29 protein-coding genes and 1 riboswitch are annotated in these 20,429 nt (G+C 47.5%); of the genes, 4 read left to right on the top strand and 25 right to left on the bottom strand.

Annotated elements, in window-relative coordinates; genetic code table 11:
• The 5 genes from KNO99_RS02280 to KNO99_RS02300 form a co-directional block, all read right to left on the bottom strand.
• Window positions 1–1,479: a sugar ABC transporter ATP-binding protein gene (locus tag KNO99_RS02280; protein WP_214744889.1), complete on the bottom strand. Its 1,479-nt coding sequence runs from the start codon at window positions 1,477–1,479 to the stop codon at window positions 1–3.
• A gap of 12 nt (window positions 1,480–1,491) precedes the next feature.
• Window positions 1,492–1,881, bottom strand: coding sequence for a D-ribose pyranase (gene rbsD, locus KNO99_RS02285; protein WP_214744891.1), 390 nt, complete (start codon window positions 1,879–1,881; stop codon window positions 1,492–1,494).
• The gene (gene rbsK, locus KNO99_RS02290; protein ID WP_214744893.1) at window positions 1,881–2,765 is read right to left on the bottom strand and encodes a ribokinase; all 885 of its coding nucleotides are present in this window, start codon (window positions 2,763–2,765) and stop codon (window positions 1,881–1,883) included. The genes rbsD and rbsK overlap by 1 nt, the downstream gene beginning before the upstream one ends.
• 3 nt (window positions 2,766–2,768) lie before the next feature.
• Window positions 2,769–3,746 (bottom strand): LacI family DNA-binding transcriptional regulator, encoded by a 978-nt coding sequence (locus KNO99_RS02295; protein ID WP_214744896.1) that lies wholly within the window; start codon window positions 3,744–3,746, stop codon window positions 2,769–2,771.
• A gap of 107 nt (window positions 3,747–3,853) precedes the next feature.
• The gene (locus KNO99_RS02300) at window positions 3,854–4,396 is read right to left on the bottom strand and encodes a GNAT family N-acetyltransferase (protein ID WP_214744898.1); all 543 of its coding nucleotides are present in this window, start codon (window positions 4,394–4,396) and stop codon (window positions 3,854–3,856) included.
• A 75-nt stretch (window positions 4,397–4,471) separates the two neighbouring features.
• Between KNO99_RS02300 and KNO99_RS02305 the strand changes: the two genes are divergently transcribed.
• Window positions 4,472–4,918 (top strand): DUF4385 domain-containing protein, encoded by a 447-nt coding sequence (locus KNO99_RS02305; protein ID WP_012727567.1) that lies wholly within the window; start codon window positions 4,472–4,474, stop codon window positions 4,916–4,918.
• Here the strand turns inward: KNO99_RS02305 and KNO99_RS02310 are convergent.
• From KNO99_RS02310 to tenA, 8 genes are all read right to left on the bottom strand, one after another.
• Window positions 4,915–5,358 carry a GNAT family N-acetyltransferase gene (locus KNO99_RS02310; RefSeq protein ID WP_214744900.1) on the bottom strand — a complete coding sequence of 148 codons (444 nt, stop codon included), beginning with the start codon at window positions 5,356–5,358 and terminating at the stop codon, window positions 4,915–4,917. The two genes, KNO99_RS02305 and KNO99_RS02310, sit on opposite strands and share 4 nt — an antisense overlap.
• A gap of 62 nt (window positions 5,359–5,420) precedes the next feature.
• Window positions 5,421–5,870, bottom strand: coding sequence for an OsmC family protein (locus tag KNO99_RS02315; protein WP_214744902.1), 450 nt, complete (start codon window positions 5,868–5,870; stop codon window positions 5,421–5,423).
• 42 nt (window positions 5,871–5,912) lie between these two features.
• A complete protein-coding gene (locus KNO99_RS02320; RefSeq protein WP_214744904.1) occupies window positions 5,913–7,478 on the bottom strand; it encodes a sensor domain-containing diguanylate cyclase in 1,566 nt (521 codons plus the stop codon).
• Window positions 7,479–7,590: 112 nt separating this feature from the next.
• The gene (locus tag KNO99_RS02325; protein ID WP_214694957.1) at window positions 7,591–8,229 is read right to left on the bottom strand and encodes an SDR family oxidoreductase; all 639 of its coding nucleotides are present in this window, start codon (window positions 8,227–8,229) and stop codon (window positions 7,591–7,593) included.
• A 25-nt stretch (window positions 8,230–8,254) separates the two neighbouring features.
• Window positions 8,255–8,896 (bottom strand): thiamine phosphate synthase, encoded by a 642-nt coding sequence (thiE, locus tag KNO99_RS02330; RefSeq protein ID WP_214744906.1) that lies wholly within the window; start codon window positions 8,894–8,896, stop codon window positions 8,255–8,257.
• Complete coding sequence (gene thiD, locus KNO99_RS02335; protein WP_214744908.1) at window positions 8,865–9,704, bottom strand: bifunctional hydroxymethylpyrimidine kinase/phosphomethylpyrimidine kinase; 840 nt, start codon at window positions 9,702–9,704, stop codon at window positions 8,865–8,867. Before thiD ends, thiE begins: the two co-directional genes overlap by 32 nt.
• Window positions 9,701–10,492, bottom strand: coding sequence for a hydroxyethylthiazole kinase (gene thiM / locus KNO99_RS02340; protein WP_214744911.1), 792 nt, complete (start codon window positions 10,490–10,492; stop codon window positions 9,701–9,703). Before thiM ends, thiD begins: the two co-directional genes overlap by 4 nt.
• Window positions 10,489–11,163 carry a thiaminase II gene (gene tenA / locus KNO99_RS02345; protein WP_012727575.1) on the bottom strand — a complete coding sequence of 225 codons (675 nt, stop codon included), beginning with the start codon at window positions 11,161–11,163 and terminating at the stop codon, window positions 10,489–10,491. The genes thiM and tenA overlap by 4 nt, the downstream gene beginning before the upstream one ends.
• An 88-nt stretch (window positions 11,164–11,251) precedes the next feature.
• Window positions 11,252–11,356: riboswitch (TPP riboswitch) on the bottom strand.
• 126 nt (window positions 11,357–11,482) lie between these two features.
• On the opposite strand from tenA, the gene KNO99_RS02350 reads away from it, so the two are divergent.
• Window positions 11,483–11,887, top strand: coding sequence for a potassium channel family protein (locus KNO99_RS02350; RefSeq protein WP_251130918.1), 405 nt, complete (start codon window positions 11,483–11,485; stop codon window positions 11,885–11,887).
• 7 nt (window positions 11,888–11,894) lie between these two features.
• On the opposite strand, the gene KNO99_RS02355 is transcribed toward KNO99_RS02350, so the two are convergent.
• The 3 genes from KNO99_RS02355 to KNO99_RS02365 are packed head-to-tail and all read right to left on the bottom strand — an operon-like array spanning window position 11,895 to window position 13,524.
• Window positions 11,895–12,047 (bottom strand): hypothetical protein, encoded by a 153-nt coding sequence (locus tag KNO99_RS02355; protein ID WP_012727577.1) that lies wholly within the window; start codon window positions 12,045–12,047, stop codon window positions 11,895–11,897.
• Between the two features lie 50 nt (window positions 12,048–12,097).
• Entirely contained in the window at window positions 12,098–12,925 is an 828-nt protein-coding gene (locus KNO99_RS02360; protein WP_214744915.1) for an aminoglycoside 6-adenylyltransferase, read from the bottom strand.
• On the bottom strand, window positions 12,922–13,524 hold the full coding sequence (locus KNO99_RS02365; RefSeq protein WP_214744918.1) for a pentapeptide repeat-containing protein: 603 nt from the start codon (window positions 13,522–13,524) through the stop codon (window positions 12,922–12,924). The genes KNO99_RS02360 and KNO99_RS02365 overlap by 4 nt, the downstream gene beginning before the upstream one ends.
• Before the next feature lie 55 nt (window positions 13,525–13,579).
• On the opposite strand from KNO99_RS02365, the gene KNO99_RS02370 reads away from it, so the two are divergent.
• The gene (locus KNO99_RS02370) at window positions 13,580–14,029 is read left to right on the top strand and encodes an NUDIX hydrolase (protein WP_214744919.1); all 450 of its coding nucleotides are present in this window, start codon (window positions 13,580–13,582) and stop codon (window positions 14,027–14,029) included.
• Between the two features lie 2 nt (window positions 14,030–14,031).
• On the opposite strand, the gene KNO99_RS02375 is transcribed toward KNO99_RS02370, so the two are convergent.
• From KNO99_RS02375 to KNO99_RS02385, 3 genes are all read right to left on the bottom strand, one after another.
• Window positions 14,032–14,709, bottom strand: a complete 678-nt coding sequence (locus KNO99_RS02375) for a YjjG family noncanonical pyrimidine nucleotidase (protein WP_214744921.1) — start codon at window positions 14,707–14,709, stop codon at window positions 14,032–14,034.
• A 121-nt stretch (window positions 14,710–14,830) separates the two neighbouring features.
• The gene (locus KNO99_RS02380) at window positions 14,831–15,586 is read right to left on the bottom strand and encodes an HAAS domain-containing protein (protein WP_214744924.1); all 756 of its coding nucleotides are present in this window, start codon (window positions 15,584–15,586) and stop codon (window positions 14,831–14,833) included.
• 2 nt (window positions 15,587–15,588) lie between these two features.
• Window positions 15,589–15,915: a PadR family transcriptional regulator gene (locus tag KNO99_RS02385; RefSeq protein ID WP_214744925.1), complete on the bottom strand. Its 327-nt coding sequence runs from the start codon at window positions 15,913–15,915 to the stop codon at window positions 15,589–15,591.
• 166 nt (window positions 15,916–16,081) lie between these two features.
• Here KNO99_RS02385 and KNO99_RS02390 point away from each other — a divergent pair, with 166 nt between their 5' ends.
• Window positions 16,082–17,539 carry an aldehyde dehydrogenase family protein gene (locus KNO99_RS02390; protein WP_214744927.1) on the top strand — a complete coding sequence of 486 codons (1,458 nt, stop codon included), beginning with the start codon at window positions 16,082–16,084 and terminating at the stop codon, window positions 17,537–17,539.
• Between the two features lie 66 nt (window positions 17,540–17,605).
• Here KNO99_RS02390 and KNO99_RS02395 read toward each other — a convergent pair whose 3' ends face one another.
• The 6 genes from KNO99_RS02395 to KNO99_RS02420 all read right to left on the bottom strand — a co-directional run bounded on the left by KNO99_RS02395 (window position 17,606) and on the right by KNO99_RS02420 (window position 20,412).
• Window positions 17,606–17,788 carry a DUF6440 family protein gene (locus KNO99_RS02395; RefSeq protein WP_074035494.1) on the bottom strand — a complete coding sequence of 61 codons (183 nt, stop codon included), beginning with the start codon at window positions 17,786–17,788 and terminating at the stop codon, window positions 17,606–17,608.
• Window positions 17,789–17,877: 89 nt separating this feature from the next.
• Window positions 17,878–18,264 carry a hypothetical protein gene (locus KNO99_RS02400; RefSeq protein WP_214744929.1) on the bottom strand — a complete coding sequence of 129 codons (387 nt, stop codon included), beginning with the start codon at window positions 18,262–18,264 and terminating at the stop codon, window positions 17,878–17,880.
• 115 nt (window positions 18,265–18,379) lie between these two features.
• Complete coding sequence (locus KNO99_RS02405; protein WP_074035492.1) at window positions 18,380–18,718, bottom strand: zinc ribbon domain-containing protein YjdM; 339 nt, start codon at window positions 18,716–18,718, stop codon at window positions 18,380–18,382.
• A 66-nt stretch (window positions 18,719–18,784) separates the two neighbouring features.
• Window positions 18,785–19,297, bottom strand: a complete 513-nt coding sequence (locus KNO99_RS02410) for a GNAT family N-acetyltransferase (protein ID WP_214744931.1) — start codon at window positions 19,295–19,297, stop codon at window positions 18,785–18,787.
• 92 nt (window positions 19,298–19,389) lie between these two features.
• Window positions 19,390–19,719, bottom strand: coding sequence for a four-helix bundle copper-binding protein (locus KNO99_RS02415; protein WP_214744933.1), 330 nt, complete (start codon window positions 19,717–19,719; stop codon window positions 19,390–19,392).
• 81 nt (window positions 19,720–19,800) lie between these two features.
• On the bottom strand, window positions 19,801–20,412 hold the full coding sequence (locus tag KNO99_RS02420; RefSeq protein ID WP_214744934.1) for a protein kinase family protein: 612 nt from the start codon (window positions 20,410–20,412) through the stop codon (window positions 19,801–19,803).
• Between the last annotated feature and the right edge of the window lie 17 nt (window positions 20,413–20,429).

Here is a 20,429-nt window from a genome sequence, read left to right on the forward strand (position 1 = left end):
TCATTGCCCTCCTGTCGCATACGTCATTACTTTTTCTTGCGTTGCCTCTTCTTTCGTGAGCGTTCCGGTCACAACACCTTCCCGCATGACGACGATTCGGTCACTCATCCCGAGCACTTCCGGTAAATCGGAGGAGATCATGATGATGGCGACACCTGACTCCGCAAGATCACTCATGATGTTATAAATTTCTTTCTTAGCACCGACGTCGACTCCACGGGTCGGTTCATCTAAAATCAAGACGTCCGGCTCGACACCTAACCATTTACCGAGCACAATCTTCTGTTGATTCCCACCGGACAACGACTTCACTTTTTGCTCCATCGAATGATGCTTGACCCGCAGTTTTTGTAAGTATGTCTCGGCGAATGTCGCTTCTTGTTGTTTGGAGATGACCGACCCTTTTGCTCGTTTGTCGAGTGTCGGGAGTGATAAGTTTTCTCTTAGCGAGAAGTCGAGAAGCAAGCCCTCGCCTTTTCGGTCTTCTGTTAAAAAAGCGATGCCATGTTTGATGGCGTCTGCCGGAGTCTTGATCCGAATCGGTTTCCCGTTCAGTTTGATGACTCCTCCTTTGTGGGCGTCTGCTCCGAACAAAGCACGCATCACTTCAGTCCGTCCTGCTCCCATCAATCCGGAGAATCCGACGATTTCACCGGCTCGAACGTTGAATGAAACGTTGTGGAACCGGTTACCTATTAAATCATCTACTTCGAGAACGACATCCCCAAGCGTCGCGGTGCGCGTCGGATAGCGTTCACCAATCTCACGTCCGACCATATCGCGTACGGTTTCCTCAAAAGATGTGTCTTGAATCATACGGGTCGAGATGGACTGTCCGTCCCGAAGCACGGTGATTCGATCACACAAGTCAAAAATTTCTTCCATGCGGTGAGAGATATAAATGATGGACACACCTTGATCTCGTAATGCCCGTGAGACGGCGAAGAGCGCCTGAATTTCGCGATCCGTCAAGGCGGCCGTCGGTTCATCCATGACGATGACTTTCGCATCTGTCATGAGTGCCTTGGCAATCTCAATCATCTGTTGCTGACCGACCGATAAATTGCGTGCCACTTCATCGACATCCATGAAGACGTTCAATTCCGCTAAGTATTCACGAGCGCGTCGTGCCATTTCCTGCTGTTTGACCATCCCAAACGGTCCCGTCAGTTCTCGACCTAAAAATAAGTTTTCTGTTACCGTCATCTCCGGTAATATGTTGAGCTCCTGATGAATGAAGGCAATCCCTTCTTGCTCCGCTTCTTTTGGGTGTTTGAATTGACGTTTCTTCCCATCGATGAGAATTTCTCCTTCATCTTGGGCATGAAGACCGGTCATCACTTTCATCAATGTCGACTTACCTGCTCCATTTTCTCCCATGAGCGCATGAATCTCTCCCGGCAACAGTTCGAAGTCGACCCCTTTCAGGACAGAGACCGGACCGAACGACTTATGGATGCCTTTCAACTGAATGTGCATCGAAATCCCCCCTTAAAAAATGACCCCGGCGTGTAAGATGACGTTCGCGTAAGGTGTCGCTTCCCCAGTTCGAATGACCACTTTTGCTTTTGCGACCTCCCGTTTGAAATCTTCATGCGAACATATGTCGATGCTTGTGTATCGTTCTTTCAGTGAATCTGCAATCGTTGGGTTGTGTGTGAGAATTTCCTCGGCAATCGTGATGCGCTCGACGACCAAATCCGATTCGACGACATCAAGTACCTCAAGAAAGGAAGGTTCCCCGATTCGGAGACTAAGGTCGACACGCTTCACCCCGTCCGGAATCGGTAGCCCGCAGTCTGCGATGACGACCCGATCCGTATGCCCGAGATCGGCAAAGATTTTTGCTAGATGACTGTTTAAAATCCCTTGTTTTTTCATCACACGCGCTCCAATCGTTGTTGTACATCTTCTCGTGTCGGCATACCACCTTGTGCGCCAAACCCTTCGACACTCATACCGGACGCGACTACGGCAAACCGTACGGCCGTCTCTAAATCCTCTTGCTCGATGAGGGAGACAGCGAGCGCACCGTTGAACGTGTCACCAGCTCCTGTTGTGTCGACGACGTTCGCTCGGATGGCTGGCACATGCCGCACTTCTCGTCCGTCATGGAATCGAACACCTCGGACGCCTTCTGTCACGAGTAACTTGTTCGGATATCGTTCAAGCACTTCGTTCACGGACAATCCCTTAAATAAATCCCGGCATTCATGTTCATTCGGCGTCAAGTACGTGACGTCTTCAATCACTTCTGACGGGAGTGGTTGCGACGGTGCCGGATTGAGGAGTACCGGAATCCCTTTCTCCTTACAGTAAGCGGTCACTTGTCGCACGGTCTCGATCGGAATCTCGAGTTGCAGGAGAACAAAGGACTGCTCATCGAGAAGCTGATCTAGTTCCTCTTCCGTGAAGAAGACCTGCTTGTTCGCCGATTGGACGACGACAATCGAATTATCTGCTTCCGCCAATACGATGTGTGCCGTCCCCGTCACTTCATTCGGTATGACCCGAACGTGCGCAACATCAACACCATGCTGTTTGAAGTTCTCAACAATCTGCTGACCGAACGGATCGTTCCCTATACAACCGACCATCTGCACCGCACTCCCTAACTTAGAAGCAGCGACCGCTTGGTTCGCACCTTTCCCTCCTGGAACGGTACGGAACGACTCGCCGATGACGGTTTCCCCTGCTTGCGGACGTTTGTCGGACGTGACGACAAGGTCCATCGATATACTGCCAATGACAACAATGCGTTTCATTCTTTATTTCTCCTTCCGCTTTGTCGTTTGTCTTTCAAGTAACGTGACCGGTAACAGCATCTCTCTCGGTCGTGTATCTTTTTTCTCAATCAAATCGAGCAATCGTTCTGTCGCCACTCGCCCCATCTCATAGATGGGCTGAACGATGGTCGTCAGCGGCGGAGACGTCATCTCCCCTAGCTCGATTCCGTCATATCCGATGACCTGTAGTTCTTCTGGGACACGAATGTTTCGACGCACCGCTTCCTGCAATACTGCGGCTGCAATCACATCGTTTGCTGCAAAGATGCCATCGAACGGCCACGCATGATCGAACAGCTCTTGGGACGCTTTCAAGGCGTCTTTGAACGTGAACGTGGACTCGGTCATCCCGACGAGCTTGTCTCCCGCTACTTCGACAAATCCTTCGGTCCGACGCTTGACCGTCTTGAGATGATCAGGTCCGGCAATATGAGTCAGACGTGTCGCACCGTGTTGTAACAATGTGTCGGCTGCCAACTTTCCGCCCTCATAACCATCCGATACAACGGCGTCGATTCCCGCCTTCACGATTCGGTCGAGCGCGACCATCGGTAAATCCAACGTCTCGTAATTCGGGTTGTGCGAATGGTTCGTCGTGATGATCAGCCCGTCGACATGCATCGTCTGCAAGGCGACCAAATACGTCTGCTCTTTTTCGAGTTGTTCGTCTGTGTTGCATAAGACGACTTGATACCCATGCTGATTGGCGACATCCTCAATCGCCCGAGCCAGCTGTGGAAAGAACGGGTTTGTGATGTCTGGCATGATGAGCCCAATCAAATTCGACGATTTTTTATAGAGCGACCGAGCGACTCGGTTCGGTGCGTAATTCAGTTCCGCAATCGCCTTTTCGACCGCTTCTTTCGCCTCTTCACTCACATATCCGCTTTTATTCATGACGCGTGATACGGTCGCCACTGAGACGTTCGCATGTTTTGCCACTTGTTTGATGGTCGCCATTTGACATCCTCCGTTCTGGAAACGCTTACAAAACCATCTTAATGTGTAACCGGTTACATATCAAGAGGTTTTTATGATTTCATGAAAAAACACACTGAAACAGCGCTTCAATGTGTAGAGAACGTCGGATTGAGTTGGACATAGACGAGGCATTCTACCGTTCGTCCGTCGAGTCGAGTCAATTCTTGTGTTTTTGTGAACGCATAGGTGAACCCAGACTTTTCAACAACACGTCGGGATTGGTCATTGAAGCTGAAATAACCGCACCAAATCCGCTCCAGCCCTAACGCTTCGAATCCAAATCGAACCATCGCCTGAACGGCTTCCGGCACATAGCCGTGCCCCCAATAATCGGGGCTGAGTACATAACCAATTTCACGTTGGGCCTCATGTTGAATCGTAGGATCCGGTCTTCGGTCGTGTAATCCGATGCTACCAATCACTTGCCCGGTTTCTTTCAACACAATCGCCCACACGTCTTTTTCCTCAACAAACAGTCGAATGACATCTTTCGTCTCTTCAACGGATTCATGTGGCGCCCAACCGGCCATCGGTCCGACACGTTCGTCTTTGGCGTAACGATACATATCCTCTGCGTCCTCTAGCGTAAATGCTCTTAAGACCAACCGTTCTGTCTCCATTTTGATCATACAAACCCATCCTTTTCCTTCAAGTTGTTTCCTCGACCGACCTAATGGGAAAACGTTAGGCGAGGAGGAATGAACATGCCATTTGATTATGACTTAAACTTCGATGAAATTGACTTCCGAAAACAACCCGAACTGTACCGAGTCGGGCGTGGTGAACAAGGGGTACTACTCGTTGAGCCGTATAAAAGTGAGATTTTGCCCCATTGGCGATTTAAAACGCCAGAGATCGCCAAGCAATCCGCTGAAGAAATCATGGAATTGTTTGAAGCGTATCGCGCAAACGATGATTTCGTCGGAATGGACATGGCCCGAAAGTTCATCCAAATGGGCTACACGCGAGCCCGACGCTACGCCAATTATAAAGGTGGTCGTAAATATAAAGAAGACGGTGACATCCACGAGCGCGAAATCGACGAAGAAAAAGCAGAATCTGCCCGCATCTTCAAAACGTATTGGGATCAACTCCGTGCCGATGAAGATTATTTGCGACGTAAAAAGGCACATCAGAAACAATATGGTTAATCGCGCATCATCACTTGGAACGGGACCTCATTTCGCTCAAACGTTGTGATGGTATGAAATCCAAGCGTTTCATATAGATGAATCGCACGCTCGTTGAAAGAGGCGACAGTTAGACGGAGCGGCTTCCCCTTTTCCGCCGCTCTCTCCATGACGTATTCCACAAACGATTGTCCGCGTCCTTTACCCGTCAAGTCAGGTCGCATCCCAAACCCAATGTCCGTGAAGTCTGACGAATACGGATATGTCGAATTTGGCACTTGTGCAGCAGGTCCGATACAATAAAATCCAATCAGCTCATGATCCTCTAAAATCACCTGATACGTCATCAACTCATCGATTCCTTCTTCAGAAGGCGACTGATTGTAAAAGTCATAAGGAGCTCCGTAAGTCCATTCTTGAATTTGATTTGCCCATTCACGCGTCATCGGTCGGTGATGCATTCGTCTTCCCTCCGTACTCTTTTCACGATTACTATGTAAAAAAGATGAGGTCGCCCTCATCTTTATTTTCGAGTCCATTCTGCCGTCATCGCCACGTCTGCTGCATGCATCAGATTATGAATCGGACAACGTGCCTCGACACCTTTTCGTAATTCGGCAATTCGCTCATCCGATTCAGTCGTATCTAGTACGATCTTCATCTGAACTGACTCAAAGTAAGTTCGGACACCTTCCATCCCTTGGAACCCTCTCGGATCGAGTGTCCCTTCCGTCACAAAATGGACACCCTCGTAATCAAAGTTCAAGTCCTGTGCGACATAAGCAATCATGATGGTCGTGCAAGACGATAACGCACCGAGAAGATACTCAAGCGGGTTCGGTCCTTTGTTCGTTCCACCGAGTCGTTCCGGCTCATCTACGATAAATGGGGTATGCTCACCTACACGTACAGTCGTCTTGACGCCTCCCGCTTCTCCCTCGGCGCGCATCGTCACTAACGGTCTTTCTGACATGTTCCATCCTCCTCTCTATAATTAAACACTTCTATGTTCCCTTTATTTCGGGCCATGTAACGCCTCGTCATAAATCGCATAATCGTTTTTTCCGTCCTGCTTGATTTGATACATTGCCTGGTCCGCTTTATGAATCAGCGTATCCAAGTCTGTCCCTTGATCCGGCGCATGACTGACCCCAATACTTGCCCGGATTGGAATCGTCACATCCGGCGTTCTGTATGGATTCCGATTCAACGTCATCTGAAGTTCATGAATAAATGCGAGCACTTCAGATTCCGTCAGATCGACTAAGTAGATATAAAACTCATCGCCTCCAACACGGGAAGCCAAGCCGACATCTCGCGTTGATGCTTCTAACAATCCACCTAAATGCGTTAAGAAATGATCGCCCTCTTGGTGACCATACGTATCATTGACCGCTTTGAAACCGTCCAAATCAATAATCAATAAAGATAATCTTGAGGAACTTAGTAACGCATGGTCTGCCTGTTCATAAAACGCACGTCGATTGGCCAACTTCGTCAGTGGGTCATGATAGGCAAAGAAACGGATTGTTTGCTCAGCTTCTTTGAACGAATGAACGTCCCGAATGATAATCATCCCATGAATCGTTCGATCGATATCAACAAAGTCCCCATCAATGACGACGTACCGCTCTTGTCCAGACTTCGTCATAATCTTCGTTTCGAACTCTAAAAACTTCTTCCGCGTCTTGAAATGTTGATGATAATGTTCAACCCATTCCTTCTTTTTCTTTTCAGGTAATAAATTGATAAAGCGCTCATTCACGACGCGTACCGTATGAAATAACGTGCGTGCAGCCGGATTCGCACTTTCCACTTTTCCATCGGGATCAATCAACAAGATGGCAGATGGATTCAAGTTATACAGTGTCCCGTATCGCTTCACGTAAGAGGTCAAGAAATCCAAACGATTCATTGCGATGACGAGCGCCACTGCCCATACGAGCCCTCCATACATATAAGAGTACGGCGGAATGAACCCACGGAATTGAAAATAACCAAATACGACATCCCAAACTAATATGACGATTGCCGTCCAAAATAACATGCGCAATACTCTCTCGTGTTCTTTGCGCTCCGTTCGTCGTAGCGCATAAAAAATAAGACAAATAATAAGAAAGTGAAAGATATTCCCTACAGTCAACGTAATCAAATAAGAAGAATTGAATTCGGGATAAATCCAAATCCCCACTTGTTCAAACTGTTGACTGTTCGTAATATTCTCTCGTCGAAGATACGTTAACACGACTGGAATCAATGGTAAGTAAACGACCCATGGATACAGCCACTTCGGTGCCCTTGCACCGACACCTGTAATACTTAATATGAAATGAACAGAAAAGATAAAAATGAAGATGCCGGCATTTCCAAACCAATACGCAATCAGTGCCGGACTATATTCAATCGGAGATAAGTGGCGGACAAATTCAGCCAAGAAGAGCATCGAATAACCGAACACAAACAGGCTCAGCAAACGATGCTCTACTTTATTCGGATTGCGTTGAAAGACATCGAGTGCTAAAAAGCCGAGCAAAAATGACGGTAACAAATAGACCGTCAGATAAATAAACATCTCGGTCATGCGGGACCTCCTCACCTGTTCGTATTCTTCTATTTCGTTATTCTGCGTTCTTTTCCCTCTTTAACACGACAAAAAACGGGATGGTTCACATCCCGTTCTTGATGTCACATACTTATAGCGTTTCTTCGATCGGGGTATCCCCTTTGATCAAATCGATTGCTTTGTTCTGTGCGTTTGAGTGGTTATGAAGGACGTGCACCAAGAAGGATGCCACGTCTTCGCGTGGAATCTCTCCACTTCCCTCGAATTGCGTATTTACTTTGCCCGTTCCCGCATCATCTGTCAATGCGCCCGGACGAACAATCGTGTATGTGAGTCCACTCTGTTCGAGTAAACGATCGGCATGATGCTTCGCTACGTAGTACGGCTTCATCGAATCTGGCCAAGCTGAGCGATCCTCTGCTTTCAAGGCGCTGACCATGACGAAGTGTTTGATGTTCCCGTTCGCTTGTGCTGCTTCGATACTCTTCGCTGCACCATCTAGGTCAATTAAGAGTGTCTTGTCTGCTCCAGTGCTTCCACCAGAACCGGCTGCGAACACGATGACATCCATTCCGTCGATTGCCTTTTCCAAGTCTGCCACTGAACCTTCGAGATCACCGAGTACGGCGTTGTATCCTTTTGACTTGAAGTCATTGAGTTGTTCTTCTTTACGCACCATCGCCGTGACGTGATGCTTTCCTTCATTGTGTAACTTTTCCACCAATTGATGGCCAATCTGGCCGTTTGCACCGATTACAAATACGTTCATCTGTCTTCCTCCTCAAGAATTAAATTCAGAGACAAGCGAAACGCCGGGTAGCCGTTGCTACGTCCGGTGCAGAAGCAATGGCAGAGATGACGGCAACGCCGTCTGCCCCGTCAGAAATGATTGAAGGAACATGCTCCGGAAGAATACCTCCGATCCCCACAATCGGAAGCCGCGGATAGTGCTGACGAACTTGCTGAATCAGTTCCGTCCCGCGCACACGTCCTGCGTCTAACTTGCTCTTCGTCGCATGAATCGGGCCAATCCCGACATAATCTGCGAATGAAAGAGCTGCACTTACTTCCTCCATCGTATGGACCGACACCCCTAACCATTTATCCGGTCCTAATCGTTCTCGAACCTGTTCGGCAGGTAAGTCGTCTTGTCCGACATGGATGCCATCCGCGTCAATCGCGAGCGCTAGGTCTACATCGTCGTTGATGATAAACGGCACACCCGCTTCTCCACATAGACGTTGGAGCGTCCTTGCCATTGCTTCTTTTTCATCTCCATACAATGCATCTTTACCTTTTTCGCGAAATTGAAAACATGTCACACCACATCGAAGTGCCGTTTCGAGTGTCCCCACCAAATCAGATGTATCCGTCGTCCCACACACAAAATAAAGACGAAGTTGCTTAGCGAGCGCTTGTTTCGTACATGACGTCAACGGTAACCACCTCTTCTTTCGCTAAACGATGTCCCCAATGATTTGTCGGTCCATGTCCCTGTCCAATCGATAATCCATGCGTGATCGCCTGATGGATAAATTGCTTCGCGTCCACGACAGCTTGACGAAGTGTCTTTCCGTATGCCAGCTCAGCCGTCAAAGCTGCAGAAAACGTACATCCCGTTCCATGTGTGTCTTTCGTCCGAACGCGGGGTGCGCTCACTTGAAACACTTCAGATTCGGACACAATCAAATCGACGGCCTTCACACCTTCCATATGCCCACCTTTGATGATGACGACTTCGACTCCGAGTGCACGAATCAATTGAGCGGCCTTCATCTGATCTGCCTCTGTTCGAATCTCGATTCCGGCCAATACCTCTGCCTCAGGGATATTTGGCGTCACGACCGTCGCATACTGCAACAGCTTCGTCCGAAGTGCCTCGATTGCACTAACTTGCAACAAAGAAGCGCCCCCTTTCGCCACCATGACAGGATCGACGACGACGTGTTGGAAACGATGACGTTCAAGTGCTGCGGCTACCGCTTCAATCCGCTCCGCATCTACCAACATGCCGGTCTTACATGCTGTAATCTGAAAGTCATTGGCCACTGCATCGATTTGCCGAGTGATCATTTCCGGGGAAATTGCTTCAATCCCGTGCACGCCGAGTGTATTCTGGGCTGTGATGGCGGTAAGTACACTTGTCCCGAACGCACCGAGCTCTTGAAACGTTTTTAAGTCGGCTTGAATACCAGCTCCGCCCCCTGAATCAGATCCTGCAATCGTCAAGACTTGTGGTCTCATGAGGTCGACACCTCGATTCGATTCGTCGGGATTGTATATTGCGTCAATTGATGGAGGGCATTTAAAAAGTGAATCGGAAAATCTCCTGGTCCTTCTGCCCGTTCACTCGCCAACTCCCCGCAATAGGCATATCCTGATACGGCTGTCACCGTCGCCTTGAGGGCATTCTTTTCGACCGCTAGACATGCTCCGACGACCGCACTGAGTAAGCATCCCGTACCGGTCGTATCGGTCATTCGTTTCGTCCCACCATGAACTTCTATGACGACACTTCCGTCGCTGACCATATCTTCTTTTCCGGTCACGGCCACGACACATCCATATCGTTTCGCCGCTTCGAGTGCCAATTGATTTGGTTCATACGCCCCGTCACCCGCATCCACACCTCGCGCTGTCCAATCAACGCCAATCAATGTGGCAATTTCTCCTGCATTTCCACGAATGACCGATACACGGACGTGGCGAAGGATCCGCTCGACGACATCTCGGCGGAACGATGTCGCCCCGACTCCGACCGGATCGAGCACGACCGGACACCCCGCTTCATTTGCAGCTTGTCCTGCACGAATCATCGTCGCTTCCGTCATCGTCCCAAGTGTCCCGATGTTTAACACGAGCGCATCGCTCACAAACGTCATCTCTGCCACTTCTTCAATCGCATCTGCCATGACGGGAGAGGCACCGATGGCGAGCAGTCCATTCGCCGAAAAGTTGGCGACAACCGTGTTTGTGATGTTGTGAATCAACGGTTCCTGCTTTCGAATCTCACTCCAAATTTCATGTCTCATTGGTTGACCTCCTGTGACAACGTCCAAGATTCGAGCGTCCATGCCATTTCCCAGAAGGCGACTTCGTAATAGCAACTCTTCAAGAAGAGTTTTGTGTAACGAAGCCGTTCTTCTTCTGTCGCTTGTCCAGCCAATTCATCCAACCGATCAATCTGTTCTTCCACTAACTCACGGAACCACTCCGAACCGTACGTCGCAATCCAAGCTGAATAAATCGGATGGTCGGGTCGTTTATCTTTTAAGCGTTCACCGATTTCGTAATACACCCAATAACACGGAAGGATTGACGCCAATACGTCACCGAGTGTCGGTCCTGCCTGTTGCATATGAAGCGCATACGCGTAAGCGGTCGGTGCCGGCTCGAATGTCGCCAGTTCAACATCCGTCACGTTGAGCATCGTAAAGAACTCACGATGAAGTGAGAGTTCCGCCTCGATCGTGTGTAAGGCATGTGTCAAAAAGCGACTCGATAGTTCCATTGTCGGTGCGAGCGTCGCCCCTTTGGCCTGCACTTTTGAGAATTGATTCAAGTAATACGAATCTTGCATGACGTAATGTCTAAACTTTTTCTCATCGAGTGTTCCTTCTCCGAGTGAACGGACGAACGGATGATGAAAGCTTGCTTCAAACAATCCATCCGCTTCCTGACGTAAGTGATCTGTAAATTTCATAACAACTCCCCCTTATAACAGATAAAAAGACGCCGCCTCCCATAACGGAAGCGGCGTCTCGAACAGTCATATCTAGGTGAAGCCATATGAGTCGTCTCGCCCACTTCCCTACGCTAGCGTGAACTAGATCAGGTTCGAAGGGTCTGGACCTTGTCCATCTCAGCCGCGTGACGCGACTCCCCTAGTGGCAAACATTATGAAATTCAGTCGTCTTCGACCACATTCTATCAATCTTTTCATCAATTGCAAACCTTTTCCGATTCTGTTTCTCATTTTCTGCTTCGGGAATGGGTAAGTGAATCTATTGTGCGAAAGGGAGATGTTCAGATTGAATCCGATTTTACTAATCATTGCGTTACTTTTCATCAGTTTGAACGTATTTTGGTTTTTCAAACGTCAAACATACAAGCAAACAGGATTTGACGGGAGATTGTTCGCTCAGTTGTTCGTTAGCCTATTTGGAGTCATGTTAGGATTCACATTGATTTATTATGCTTTGTCTCGTGATTCAGTCATTCTTGTGACTTCACTCGAATCCATGAATACCGTTGAACCGACTTGGGAAAACCTCCTGTATTTCAGCGGGGTCACTTTATTATCAATCGGATTTGGTGATTTGTTGCCGATTGGTTTGACCCGATTATTCGCCATCATCGAAGGCGCCATCGGCATTTTGTTACCGAGTGCCTTCTTCATCAAATCGATGTATCAAAAAGACAAGTGAACATGTCCTAGCGCCCCGTGATGAGTAAGAACATATTAAATGCGACGAGACCAAGGGGAAGCATCGCGACCAAAATGATCGGCCATTTCTTTAAACGAATGCCGACAAAGAGGACAAGACTTCCGACTAAAAGGGCAATAAATGTCGTATATGGGTTCATGAAAAAACGCTCCTTTCTCTATAAGGAGCGTTTCCCGGCTCACGGCCTCATTAATCGTTCGAATGTCGAAGTGTTGCACATGCGGCACGGACGCGTCTGGCTTCTTCTTCCCGGAAGACGAAATCACCTTGTTCCGCGACACGTTGTGCACAAAAGAAGAAGAGTGATTGCAGGCGATCATGCGTGTCTTCGATTGCGCTCAGCTCAGCCGAGGCATACGTCGCCGTGAGCATCTCCCACAATTCTTCTGGCAAGTGGTCGCGCATCCCGTCGCCCGACTTCCCGAGATTCACAGAAAAGTTCGTCGCATAGCCGATATTCCATTGCATCATCTGACGGAGCATATTTCGCATGATGTCGAGATGATCGAGCGCGTATAACACCTGGTGTCGTTTGATTCCTTTGACAACATAGAGTGACACCCACCAAAATTCATTCCAACAAGACGCATACTCATCAGCAGACGGGCGTGTCACACGGTATGTGTCGTCTGACGGTGTCACACTCGGATGATCATCTCGGTCGAACATAATCTGACTGAGCGAATCGGCTTCGAGCATGGTTTCAAGTTGATCCACACTTCGAATCGTCAAATCAATACGGTGTCCGTCTACATATTGCACTAAAAACGTCACATGTCGTTCGGGATCAGACGTTTCAGGTGTCTGCATGATCAAGACTTCTCCAAACATATCGATCCATGAGCGATCGGTCGCAACCGCTTTTACATCTTCTACGTAAAAAGTGAGGTCGACATCCTGATACGCGTCCGCTTGTACATTCGGATTGACGAGCGAGCCGTTCAAGACGACCGTTCGGATGTATTCACGTTCTTTTGCGAACGCAATCAACTGTTCAATCATTTGTTCCGGTTTCATTCTATAATCGCCCCCAATGAGCGCGCGACTTGGATTGCCTGCATCGCGTCTAGTTTTGTTTGTTGTAAGGTCACGTTCGAAAAATCAACCCCGTCGACAAATGCTCCTCTGAAGTCGGCACCACGGCACACCGCATGTTGAAGTGTCGCCCGTGACAAGTCCGCCTGATGCCAAACCGTCTCGGTCAAATCAGCACCGTATAGGTCCGCCTCAACCAAACGAACGTGGGACCAATCCATTTTCTTAAGAGACACGTGACGAAGGTTGACGAATGACCAGTCCCCTTCTGTGACATGGACGCCCTCGAACTGGCTCTCCTCAAAGGAAGACCCCGTCATTTTACATTGCTCAAACTCACTCGTGAACAAATTGGCACCATGGAACTGACAGTTCAAAAATGAGCTGCCGACATGATGGGACGCATTCCATTTCGAATCGGTAAAATCACAGTTGATGAACTGACAGCGTTCCGTTTGTAGTTCCGTCGCATCGACGTATGTGAAGCGACAGTTCTCGAACGTGACGTGTGACAGCTCTTCGTCACGGAGTGTCACGTCGCGGAAATCTTCGTCTCGATATTGCGTATGTGGTTGAAACATAATATCCCTCCTTCAGGTATACTAGAACATATGACAAAGATTGGAAGTGATATAGATGGACCTCGTATTCCCGACTGAACAAGGCGTCTTCAATTACCGCGTCGCCGGTATTTTCGTGAAAGACGGACACGTATTGATTCACCGAAATATCCGAGATGACTTTTGGGCACTGCCTGGTGGTCGCGTGACGCTCGGTGAAGAAGCCGCAACCGCCCTCGCACGCGAGCTACATGAAGAATTGGATATGCGCGTGACCGATACCACGTTCGCCTTCGTCCACGAGAACTTGTTTACCTACAACGACCAACCGTTTCATGAAATCGGTCTCTATTTTTATGTAGACGGTGACCTCCCGCTCCAAGAAGGAGACTTTTACGGACCTGAAGGAGACCACCTCATCTATCGTTGGCAAAAACTTGACCGTCTTCGAGAGGTCACGCTCTATCCAGAAGTACTCGCACAACTACCGAATCGTTTGCCGTCTCATTCACTCAATCCGGCTTGAACTTAGAGAAGCGATTTCAACTCGTTTAAATGTCGAATCTCGTACGTCGACTCCATCGTCGCAGCCACTTCATTCGGATTGAACCAACATGTATCTAGGCCGTACATCCGCCCACCTGCGATGTCTGCCGTGACTGAGTCGCCAATGATTAAGCCCTTCTCTGGCTTTACGTTCGGGATTCGATCAAAGACGTAGTCAAAGAACGGCTTCATCGGTTTTTGTGAGCCGGTCGCATCCGATACGAAGACGTCTTGGAAGTACGGCAATAGTCCCGATGACTCTAACCGTTTGAATTGCGTCTCCGTCACACCGTTTGTGACGATATAGAGTGGATAGTCCGCGCTCAGCGTTTGGACAATCTCTAACGCACCGTCGACCATGTGTACGCCTGCATGTAAGTAGTCCCGGTACTGCTGTTCAACCTGCGGACCATCGACCGTGAGTCCGAGCGAATCGAACAGTTTCGTGTGACGACCGACGAGTACTTCCTCCCGGTCTACTTCGCCGCGCTCAAATGCGCGCCATAGGCCGCTGTTAATGTCGACATACCGCGCCTTCACTTCATCCGTCATCCGGACATTGTAGGATGCGAGTAATTGTTCTAAGGCGACGTGCTCACTTTGTTTAAAATCTAACAACGTGTCATCAATATCAAATAAAATCGCTTCATATCGTTTCATGTTTCTTTCTAACCCCTCTCTTCGTCTTAACTGTACAGGAAGTAGAAACGAACATCAAAAAAGGGAGATAAACGCTATCTCCCTTTATCTCTTCTTAACGATGAACCAAATGGACAACATATCAAACTTGATTTTCTTTATTCTTCTTGGCCCAGACAAGAAAGAAAATTGCCATTCCGACAAATAAAATCAACATCGAAAAAATCGATTGTTGCTCAAATGGTAAACTTGTGCGGGAAAATGCATATTGAGGTACGTACAAAAGAATCGGGATGATTAAATTAATCCATGTTTTTGTCCATACAGAGGTTATAAGTAATATGATCACAGCAACTACGAACAATACAAGTTGACCGCTCGAACCGAATGTAACCGTCGGCGTCTCAATGAAAAGATCAAGTACCATCAAGCCAAGAAAAGATAACATTGGTAATGTAGCAAGTAAGCTATAAGTCAGTATACTTCTAAATTTGCTTTCTTTTTTATGAACTGCCATCGCTTTGAAAGCTTGTAAGACTGTCAACAAGAAGAGCACAGCTACTAGTGGAAAACCAACCATTTGAATTGTTGAGAACACCATCTCACCTTGGATAAAATTTCCGATGACGATATAAGCGAATACATTCGAAATAATCATTGAAATGATTTTGATAAATCCCTTTTTATCGAAAGGCATCTCGCGACCAATATATTGCATATAGGATTTCGGACTTTGACCAATGACATCATCTACATCCTTCCCTGCTTGCTCCGCTTCTAGTAAGTGATCCTTTAACTCAAAAACAATGTCTTTCACTTCAGTCTCAGATTTCCCACTCGACATCAGGTATACCGACAAATCATCTAAAAAATCACGACTTTTCTTTGAAAGTTCCATGCTTATTCATCCTCCTCGAGTACACGGTTCACACCATTCGATACTTCAGCCCATCTCTGTTTAAAGGCGAGTAATTCCTGTCGCCCGGCTTCTGTTAAAATATAGTACTTCCGCTTTGGACCTCCTGACGGTAAAGTCTTTTGAATCGTTTCGACCCACCCATCTTTTTTCATACGCAATAATACCGGGTATATACTTCCTTCGCTCACCATTGTGAAACCATAATTCTGTAGTTTCTCAGACATTTCATATCCATATGTCTCACCTTTACTAATAATGGCTAACAAACATCCTTCAAGCAGACCTTTTAACATTTGACTCATTGCCATGGTGTGACCCCACTTTCAACCAACTATCTTGTTATACACAATAGTAATGGAAACCAATCCCATTTACAACTACTTTGTAAAACAAGCTAGTTACATTTTCAGATGTTTATTTTTATAAAATAAGTGAATACTTCCTATGGTGAAGAAAAACAAAGGAGTGTTCTACATGCATACAGATTTTACGAAAATGTACATCAATGGTGAGTGGGTAAACGGATCAAGTGAGAAGTCGATCGACAACGTCAATCCGTTTTCGAACGAGACACTGTTCTCGATTCAATCAGCGGATGAAGATGATTTGAATCGTTCCTATGAAGCTGCGAAAGCGTCTCAGACGGACTGGGCTGACATGGTTCCGCAAGCACGACGCGAATTGATTGAAAAGTTTGCCCAGGTAACGATGGACAACAAGGAACTCATCGTCGATTGGCTCGTGAAAGAGTCTGGCAGTACACGCATCAAGGCAGAAGGCGAATTTGCCGCATCGATGGCCATCATCAAGGAAGCCGCGACATTCCCATTCCGTATGGACGGACTCATCAAACCTTCGATCGTGCCGAACAAAGAGAACCGGGTTTATCGTAAACCACTCGGGGTCATCGGAATCATCAGTCCTTGGAATTTCCCGTTCCATTTGGCTGTTCGTTCAATCGTGACGGCTCTCGCGACCGGGAATGCGGTCGTCGTCAAACCGGCTACCGCGACACCGGTCACAGGTGGCCTTCTGTTCGCATCGCTCTTTGAAGAAGCAGGACTTCCAAAAGGCGTACTCAATGTCGTCGTCGGACGAGGGTCTGAAATCGGCGATGCGATTGTCGAACATCCGATTCCGCGTCTCATCTCGTTCACAGGTTCAACCGAGGTCGGTCAAGGAATCGCAGAGAAAGCGGGTCGCCTCTTGAAAAAGACGGCTCTTGAACTCGGTGGGAACAACGTGTTTGTCGTACTCGACGATGCCGACCTCGACCGTGCCGTCGAATCAGCGGTATACAGCAAGTTCTACCATCAAGGGCAAATTTGTATGTCGACGAACCGGATTCTCGTCGCCGAATCGATTCATGATGAATTCGTGGAACGTTACGTCGATCGCGTTAAACAATTGAAAGCGGGTGACCCGAACGAAAAAGACACGCAAGTCGGTCCGCTCATCGACCACGATCAAATCGATCGTATCTTAGAGCAAATCGAGAAAACCGTCGATGCAGGTGCGACCGTTCATACTGGCGGGACAGCCGACGGCAACGTTCTCGAACCGACCGTCCTCAGTGGTGTCACGAATGACATGCCACTCGCGAAAAATGAAATCTTCGGTCCGGTTGCGGTCATCCTGTCGTTTAAAGATGACGAAGAGGCACTCCGTCTCTCGAATGAATTGCCGTATGGATTGAGCGGTGCCGTCCACGGTTCAGTTTACCGTGCGACCAATTTCGCACGAAAAGTCGAAACCGGCATGATTCACGTCAACGACCAGTCGGTCAACGATGAACCGCACATGCCGTTCGGAGGCGAGAAAAACTCCGGTCTCGGACGTTTCAACGGCGAATGGGTACTCGAAGAGTTCACGACCCTCCAATGGGTATCGGTCATGCATGAACGTCGCGAGTATAAACCATTCTTCTCATAAGACGGTCCATACAAAAAACCAGGCTGATCAGCCTGGTTTTTTGTATGAATTCTATATTCCACGATTTCACGAAGTCGATTTTGGCTTCTCAATGACGACTTTTCCATGTTCATCTAGAAGAGGCGTCATTCCACTCAATCCTAAGCCGCTAGTCATCAAGTAGTGAACGCCTGTATAGCTATCCACGACAATTTTTATAATTCCACCACTCATATGCTGTTTTGACTTCAATACAAATCGTTGTCCCACGAAATGTCTTCCTCCTCTTTTTTGATTTAGAATGCCTTCATCATCATCTCATATCTACATAAGGCACATACTATTTTTTACCATTTGAATCATTCTAAGAGTTCATTTACATCCTTGATGTGTTCTTCATCAACTTTAAAATATTCGCGACTTTCTATTCCTTTTGAAAAAATGAACTCGTTGTTGTCATTTTTCCAAAAGTTCACCATCAATTCCATCGTAGATTCAGCTGGGTTATTGATGGTCACTACATATTGAGGAAGCCCTTTTGGACGTTCGTTCGTGATTGAACTTGCTTCAATCATCGTTTTGAAGTCATCAATCTTTTCTTTATCTGTCACCGTATTTTCAGAGTACACAATTGTTTGTTCATCAGTATAATTGCCAACAACGAGCTCTCGTTCTTGTTGACCACATCCCATTAATATAGATAACGAAATCACACTGAGGAAGGTAATCATTTTCTTCAATAACATGTTCTCCCTCCTTTACATTTTGAATACGCTTACATATTATCATAAACCATAATTTACAAAAAAGACGAACCAAGGCGCATTTCACGCCCCAATTCGTCGACAGTCTGACGTTATGTTAGATTTTCTTCACAAACTCCGACTTCAGTTTCATCGCACCTAGACCATCGATTTTGCAATCGATGTCATGATCACCGTCCACAAGTCGAATCCCTTTTACTTTCGTCCCTTGTTTGACGACAAGCGATGTGCCTTTCACTTTCAAATCCTTGATGACAGTGACAGTATCTCCATCTTGAAGCGGATTTCCGTTCACGTCTTTGATTTGAGACGCGGCTTCCGCTTCGGCTGCCTCACTCGGTGACCACTCATAGGCGCACTCCGGGCAGACGAGCAGTGGACCGTCCTCATATACATAAGACGATTGGCATTTTGGACAATTCGGGTACTCATTCATACGTTTTCCTCCATTCGATTCACTCGTTTCAGTATATCGTATAGAGAGACATCCTTTCTAGACTGTTCATCCTTCCGTAGGTAACACAGGACCTTCTAAATCGAGCTGATAAAACGATAAATCGAGCCATTTTCCGAATTTATACCCGGCGTTTCGAATCGTTCCTGAATGTACGAATCCGACTTTTTCATGGGCACGGATACTCGTCACGTTCGACGCGTCAATTCCACCAATCACAGTCTTCATTCCTCTCACTTCTGCGATACGGATGATTTCCTTTAATAATTTGTTGCCGATTCCTTTCCCTCGATAGCCAGGGTGTACGTACACGGAATGCTCGACCGTGTAATGATATGCCGGCCACGGGCGGAATGGTCCAAACGTTGCAAATCCCATGACGACATCATCCTCGACCCATACGATGATCGGGCAGTCTTGTTCTTTCTTCTCTTCATACCAGGCGACCCTGTTCTCGAGAGTTACTGGTTCATAATGATAGACAGCCGTGCTGTTCACGATTGCGTCATTATAAATATGTAAAATCATTTGAAGATCATCTCGTCGACAATTGCGAATCATTTTAACACCCACTTCTCGTTTTTTTCATTATACGAATCCCTTCTTTAAAAGACACGAAAAAAGTGACCGGTCCCATCGACCGGTCACTCAGATTATGCTGCTAAGCGGTCACACATCGAGGCACATTCTGTACAGACGCGCGCACATTCCTGACAATGCGCGTGTTTATGTTTCCCACACTCTTGTGCACAGGCTTTGCAGATGACCGCACACGCTCGAGCAAGTTCTGGGACAAATGCCGAATCTCGCGTCATCGCCTCAGCGAGAAATGCACAGGCCGCGGCACATTCACGGTCGAGCCGGATACAATCAACCATCATTTGTACGTCTTTTTCCTCTAGGCAGGATTCCAAGCAATCATTACATGTCTCCACGCATTCGTGGAGTGTTTCGAGTTCATTCGCATAGATTCGATGAGCCATTCGTCATTCCCCTTTCACTTCTCCTTTGGATTTGGACACGTTACCCTTGTTCCCTAATCGACAAAAGAAAAACGACCCAGATCAAGAATCCGGATCGTTCACGAATTTACGGTACAAATAAGCGATTCGATTAAGGAAGGCCTCATTATATTGTTTCGGCATAAAACGCCAGCGATAAAGTCGATACATCCGTTTCAAGTCTTCCCATTGATGGTCAATTTGTTGCCCTTGTCTGAAGCGTGCCAAATCAATCAAGAAAATCTGTCCGTTCGGCGTCAAAATAATGTTTCGCAAGTGAACGTCCGATGGGGTCAAGCCTAACAACCGTGCTTGGCGAAGTGCTTCGTCCACCACCTCGAGATAAGACGGGTCAATCCAGATGCCCTCTGTTAGACATTCAAACAGCGTCTTCCCCTCAATATAATCCATGACCAAATAAGAGTCACCCGCTTCGTAACAAGTCGGAAAATAAGGAAGGCCTCTTAGCTTTTCATAGATGGCTGCCTCTTCGATTGCGATTTGTTCGTATCCCGGAAAGAACACTTTAATGACGCGGTCCCTTTCTTTTAAACGAAACACGGCCGCACTGCGTCCAATCCCGTGTAACTGAAGATCGGGGTGCATCGCCATTACCTGAAACGAGTCGCCCACCCGCTCGAAGGTGACGTCCGCATATGGTTTATAGTCACTCATCTGTCACGCCTCTTTCC

It is taken from the genome of Exiguobacterium sp. s189 (genome assembly GCF_018617615.1).
Taxonomy (GTDB): Bacteria; Bacillota; Bacilli; order Exiguobacteriales; family Exiguobacteriaceae; genus Exiguobacterium; species Exiguobacterium aestuarii_A.

What these genes read in the sequence shown, in the direction of transcription:
- KNO99_RS02280 (WP_214744889.1), bottom strand. Translation starts at nt 1,479, where the DNA reads ATGCACATTCAGTTGAAAGGCATCCATAAGTCGTTCGGTCCGGTCTCT.
- rbsD (WP_214744891.1), bottom strand. Translation starts at nt 1,881, where the DNA reads ATGAAAAAACAAGGGATTTTAAACAGTCATCTAGCAAAAATCTTTGCC.
- rbsK (WP_214744893.1), bottom strand. Translation starts at nt 2,765, where the DNA reads ATGAAACGCATTGTTGTCATTGGCAGTATATCGATGGACCTTGTCGTC.
- KNO99_RS02295 (WP_214744896.1), bottom strand. Translation starts at nt 3,746, where the DNA reads ATGGCGACCATCAAACAAGTGGCAAAACATGCGAACGTCTCAGTGGCG.
- KNO99_RS02300 (WP_214744898.1), bottom strand. Translation starts at nt 4,396, where the DNA reads ATGATCAAAATGGAGACAGAACGGTTGGTCTTAAGAGCATTTACGCTA.
- KNO99_RS02305 (WP_012727567.1), top strand. Translation starts at nt 4,472, where the DNA reads ATGCCATTTGATTATGACTTAAACTTCGATGAAATTGACTTCCGAAAA.
- KNO99_RS02310 (WP_214744900.1), bottom strand. Translation starts at nt 5,358, where the DNA reads ATGCATCACCGACCGATGACGCGTGAATGGGCAAATCAAATTCAAGAA.
- KNO99_RS02315 (WP_214744902.1), bottom strand. Translation starts at nt 5,870, where the DNA reads ATGTCAGAAAGACCGTTAGTGACGATGCGCGCCGAGGGAGAAGCGGGA.
- KNO99_RS02320 (WP_214744904.1), bottom strand. Translation starts at nt 7,478, where the DNA reads ATGACCGAGATGTTTATTTATCTGACGGTCTATTTGTTACCGTCATTT.
- KNO99_RS02325 (WP_214694957.1), bottom strand. Translation starts at nt 8,229, where the DNA reads ATGAACGTATTTGTAATCGGTGCAAACGGCCAGATTGGCCATCAATTG.
- thiD (WP_214744908.1), bottom strand. Translation starts at nt 9,704, where the DNA reads ATGAGACCACAAGTCTTGACGATTGCAGGATCTGATTCAGGGGGCGGA.
- thiM (WP_214744911.1), bottom strand. Translation starts at nt 10,492, where the DNA reads ATGAGACATGAAATTTGGAGTGAGATTCGAAAGCAGGAACCGTTGATT.
- tenA (WP_012727575.1), bottom strand. Translation starts at nt 11,163, where the DNA reads ATGAAATTTACAGATCACTTACGTCAGGAAGCGGATGGATTGTTTGAA.
- KNO99_RS02350 (WP_251130918.1), top strand. Translation starts at nt 11,483, where the DNA reads ATGTTCAGATTGAATCCGATTTTACTAATCATTGCGTTACTTTTCATC.
- KNO99_RS02355 (WP_012727577.1), bottom strand. Translation starts at nt 12,047, where the DNA reads ATGAACCCATATACGACATTTATTGCCCTTTTAGTCGGAAGTCTTGTC.
- KNO99_RS02360 (WP_214744915.1), bottom strand. Translation starts at nt 12,925, where the DNA reads ATGAAACCGGAACAAATGATTGAACAGTTGATTGCGTTCGCAAAAGAA.
- KNO99_RS02365 (WP_214744918.1), bottom strand. Translation starts at nt 13,524, where the DNA reads ATGTTTCAACCACATACGCAATATCGAGACGAAGATTTCCGCGACGTG.
- KNO99_RS02370 (WP_214744919.1), top strand. Translation starts at nt 13,580, where the DNA reads ATGGACCTCGTATTCCCGACTGAACAAGGCGTCTTCAATTACCGCGTC.
- KNO99_RS02375 (WP_214744921.1), bottom strand. Translation starts at nt 14,709, where the DNA reads ATGAAACGATATGAAGCGATTTTATTTGATATTGATGACACGTTGTTA.
- KNO99_RS02380 (WP_214744924.1), bottom strand. Translation starts at nt 15,586, where the DNA reads ATGGAACTTTCAAAGAAAAGTCGTGATTTTTTAGATGATTTGTCGGTA.
- KNO99_RS02385 (WP_214744925.1), bottom strand. Translation starts at nt 15,915, where the DNA reads ATGGCAATGAGTCAAATGTTAAAAGGTCTGCTTGAAGGATGTTTGTTA.
- KNO99_RS02390 (WP_214744927.1), top strand. Translation starts at nt 16,082, where the DNA reads ATGCATACAGATTTTACGAAAATGTACATCAATGGTGAGTGGGTAAAC.
- KNO99_RS02400 (WP_214744929.1), bottom strand. Translation starts at nt 18,264, where the DNA reads ATGTTATTGAAGAAAATGATTACCTTCCTCAGTGTGATTTCGTTATCT.
- KNO99_RS02405 (WP_074035492.1), bottom strand. Translation starts at nt 18,718, where the DNA reads ATGAATGAGTACCCGAATTGTCCAAAATGCCAATCGTCTTATGTATAT.
- KNO99_RS02410 (WP_214744931.1), bottom strand. Translation starts at nt 19,297, where the DNA reads ATGATTCGCAATTGTCGACGAGATGATCTTCAAATGATTTTACATATT.
- KNO99_RS02415 (WP_214744933.1), bottom strand. Translation starts at nt 19,719, where the DNA reads ATGGCTCATCGAATCTATGCGAATGAACTCGAAACACTCCACGAATGC.
- KNO99_RS02420 (WP_214744934.1), bottom strand. Translation starts at nt 20,412, where the DNA reads ATGAGTGACTATAAACCATATGCGGACGTCACCTTCGAGCGGGTGGGC.